This window comes from Bartonella sp. AA86SXKL (assembly GCF_042196885.1).
Genome location: NZ_JBHIRE010000577.1, coordinates 1 through 547 on the forward strand (window position 1 = coordinate 1; position 547 = coordinate 547).

At 48.4% G+C, this 547-nt stretch carries 1 protein-coding gene; it reads left to right on the forward strand.

Features of this window, described 5'->3' with window-relative positions; genetic code table 11:
- On the forward strand, positions 1-547 hold a 547-nt coding region (locus tag ACFIO5_RS13375; protein ID WP_375705679.1), incomplete at both ends, for a hemagglutinin repeat-containing protein.

Below are 547 nucleotides of genomic sequence, written 5' to 3' on the forward strand. Positions count from 1 at the left end.
TGCAAGCCTCTCATGCCGTTGGCTCTTCGATAAAATCGGGAGGTGACACCACTGTCATTGCAGGGCAGGATGGCAAACCGCATGATCTTAGCATTACAGGTAGTTCCATTGCGGCTGATGGCAAGGTGGGGCTGAAAGCCAGCAACGATATTCTCATCAATAATGCAGAGGATAGCTTACATTATGAGATGTCGTACCATAAAGAGGGTGGAGCATTTAGTAGCAGCAAATCTGAGCATAACAAGATGGATGTGCGCCAAGTTGTGGGGTCAAGCATAACAGGGGGTGAAGGCATTACCATTGACTCAGGAAACAACACGGAAGTTGTCGCCTCGACGCTCATAGCCGGTAAGGCAGAGGAAACGTCAGGAGAGAAAGCACCAGGAGATCAAAAACAAGCGGATATTACCATTCACTCTGGGGGAAAGATTGTCATCAAAGGCGCCCAAGAACACTTGGATCAGCAAGCGCAATCGTCATCAAGTGGCTTTTTGCATGAGGAATCGTCCGATACATCTCAATCGCATACCACAACGGTCTCCTCTAT